Origin of the sequence: Shewanella sp. 4_MG-2023, assembly GCF_030548015.1 — a bacterium.
In the GTDB taxonomy this organism is placed as follows: domain Bacteria; phylum Pseudomonadota; class Gammaproteobacteria; order Enterobacterales; family Shewanellaceae; genus Shewanella.
Genome location: NZ_JAUORL010000069.1, coordinates 1 through 2,475, shown reverse-complemented (window position 1 = coordinate 2,475; position 2,475 = coordinate 1). Strand labels below are relative to the sequence as shown.

Annotated in this window: 3 protein-coding genes and 1 pseudogene; 1 reads left to right on the top strand and 3 read right to left on the bottom strand. The window is 44.3% G+C overall.

Going from position 1 to position 2,475, the window contains the following annotated elements:
- The 3 genes from Q4546_RS19045 to rsmD form a co-directional block, all read right to left on the bottom strand.
- A partial coding sequence (locus tag Q4546_RS19045; RefSeq protein WP_303446848.1) for a transposase domain-containing protein occupies positions 1 to 264 on the bottom strand: 264 nt, incomplete at its 3' end.
- A 142-nt stretch (positions 265 to 406) separates the two neighbouring features.
- Positions 407 to 688: a DUF1145 domain-containing protein gene (locus Q4546_RS19040; protein ID WP_102477286.1), complete on the bottom strand. Its 282-nt coding sequence runs from the start codon at positions 686 to 688 to the stop codon at positions 407 to 409.
- Between the two features lie 37 nt (positions 689 to 725).
- Positions 726 to 1,313: a 16S rRNA (guanine(966)-N(2))-methyltransferase RsmD gene (gene rsmD / locus Q4546_RS19035; RefSeq protein ID WP_102531240.1), complete on the bottom strand. Its 588-nt coding sequence runs from the start codon at positions 1,311 to 1,313 to the stop codon at positions 726 to 728.
- Positions 1,314 to 1,491: 178 nt separating this feature from the next.
- Here rsmD and Q4546_RS19030 point away from each other — a divergent pair.
- Positions 1,492 to 2,475 (top strand): annotated as a pseudogene (locus tag Q4546_RS19030) (signal recognition particle-docking protein FtsY); the annotation flags it as partial.

The window sequence follows — 2,475 nt, the reverse complement described above, 5'->3', positions numbered from 1 at the left end:
GCTTCGAGCAACATAATCGACTTCATTTGGGAGGATAATATCCAATTTATTAATCAGTTGCCTAACGGACTCACCCCGAAATAAGGCCATGCCGATAACAGCCCAAATCATAGATTCCATAGGTAATTTTCGCTTACGAAGCGTGGCTACACCATTGGATTGTAGACTATGTTGAATAAGCTCTGGGCAGAGAAGTTCACCAAGACTGTCGAACTCGGTAAGTCGGTTGATAGAGGTACGCGCTAAAGCTTCAGAAAGTTCCATGAAAAAATCCAGTACAAACAAGAGTCTGTACTGGATTTTGAAGCCTTTTAAAGATCGGTCAACCGATCATATTGGCCTTAACTGATCGGCATTACGCCTAGGCGAGGTTTTTTTATGCTTGCATTTCAATTAAATCTAACGACTACTCGGCTTTATCAAGCTCTAGTACTTTTTGTCGGTACTCAAGTAAACCGAAAACACCAAAAAAATACACTTTAAGATAATCAACGACAGATAACTTAAGTAAGCTGCTAAACATGGTGTTGAAAATAAGTAATTGGAAAAAATGCATTATTACAGTGATAAAAAATAAGATATTCAACACTATGCTGACTTGGCCTTCAAACGGCATAAATAAGTTATAAAACATCACTAACCACATGATTAAAGTTAAACTTTTACCACCGATAATAAAAAATTTCATGGGTATCCTCTATTAGATTTGTTGCTTGTTTGAAATGCTATTCATCAAGCTGATATTGAAATAAGCGATAGGTTACCTGACCGGCATTTTTTTGCTTGAGCTCAACCCAATGGTTTGGGATCGCTAGCTGGGTTAAATCTGATTCAGTTTCTAGGTAAATTAATGCATTCTCATTTAACCAGTTATGCTCAGCTAATAACGCCATAGTGGTATTGGCCAGCCCTTTACGAAATGGTGGGTCAACAAACACAATATCAAAGCCTTTATCGTTATTCAGACCTTGTTTTAGCAATGCCAGACTGTCGCCACTGATGACATCGGCATTGTCACATTTTAAGGTTTGTAAGTTTTGCTTTAACTGTTTGGCCGCATTGCTCTGCAGTTCGCAAATACGTGCATAGCTGGCGTAACGTGATAAAGCTTCCAGACTTAGGGCGCCACTGCCTGCAAAACAATCTAATACCCTTGCACCTCTGATATCGCTAGCAAGCCAATTAAACAAGGTTTCACGGACGCGATCAGTGGTTGGTCGTAACCCTTCTAAATCATGAATAGGTAGCTTTCGTGAACGCCATTGCCCTGAAATGATCCTGACTTGGCCGCTTGCGGACTTATTTTTGGACATTTTGCCCTCGTGATTTTGCCTGAACAAAGAAAGTGGTAGACTATGCAACCAATTAGAATACTCGATATTTTATACCAAACTGCTGTTTAAAGGTGAGGATTCCTTTTAACAAGTTTAGTATTAATGACTCGAGAAAACTTCTCCGAATTTTATCGCTCATTTAGCATTGGTAGTAGACATGGCAAAGAAAGGTTTTTTTTCGTGGTTTCGTAAAGACAAAACCAAAGAGCAAGAGCGTGTTGCACAAGAGCAACGTATCGCAGAAGAGCAAGCTGCAGAGGCTTTGGCAAAAGAACAGGCCATTGCTGCTGAAGAAGCGGAGCGATTAGCTGAACAAGAACGCGCCGCAGAAGCTGAACGTATAGCCGAGCAAGAGCGCTTAGCTGAAGAGTTACGTCTTGCAGAAGCCGAACAGGCGCGTATTGCAGCAGAGGCAGAGCGTATAGCCGAGCAAGAGCGCTTAGCTGAAGAGTTACGTCTTGCAGAAGCCGAACAGGCACGTATTGCAGCAGAGGCAGAACGTATAGCTGAGCAAGAGCGCTTAGCTGAAGAGTTACGTCTTGCTGAAGCGGAAGAAGAGCGTATTGCTGCAGAAGCAGAACATGTTGCAGAGCAACAGCGTTTAATTGAAGAGCGAAGCCTAGCAGAAGCCGAAGAAGCACACCTTGCAGCTAAAGCTGAACGTGAAGCCGAGCAACAACGTTTAGCGGTTGAGCAGCAGAAATTAGCTGAAGAGCAACGCCTTGTCGAAGCAGAAGAGGCGCGTATTACAGCAGAAGCTGAACGTGTAGCAGAGCTGCAACGTTTGGAGGCAGAAAAACAAAGGTTAGCAGAAGAGCGAAGCCTTGCTGAGGCTGAAGAACAAGCTCGTCTAGCTGCAGAAGCCGAAGCAGCGCGTATTGCACTAGAAGCTGAACGTGCAGCAGAGCAGCAACGTCTTGCTGACCAAGAACAAGCTCGATTGGCAGCAGAAGCCGAGGCGGCGCGTATTGCATTAGAAGCTGAACGTGCAGCAGAGCAGCAGCGTCTTGCTGACCAAGAGCAAGCTCGATTGGCAGCAGAAGCCGAAGCGGCGCGTATTGCATTAGAAGCTGAACGTGCAGCAGAGCAGCAGCGTCTTGCTGACCAAGAACAAGCTCGATTGTCAGCAGAAGCCGAAGCG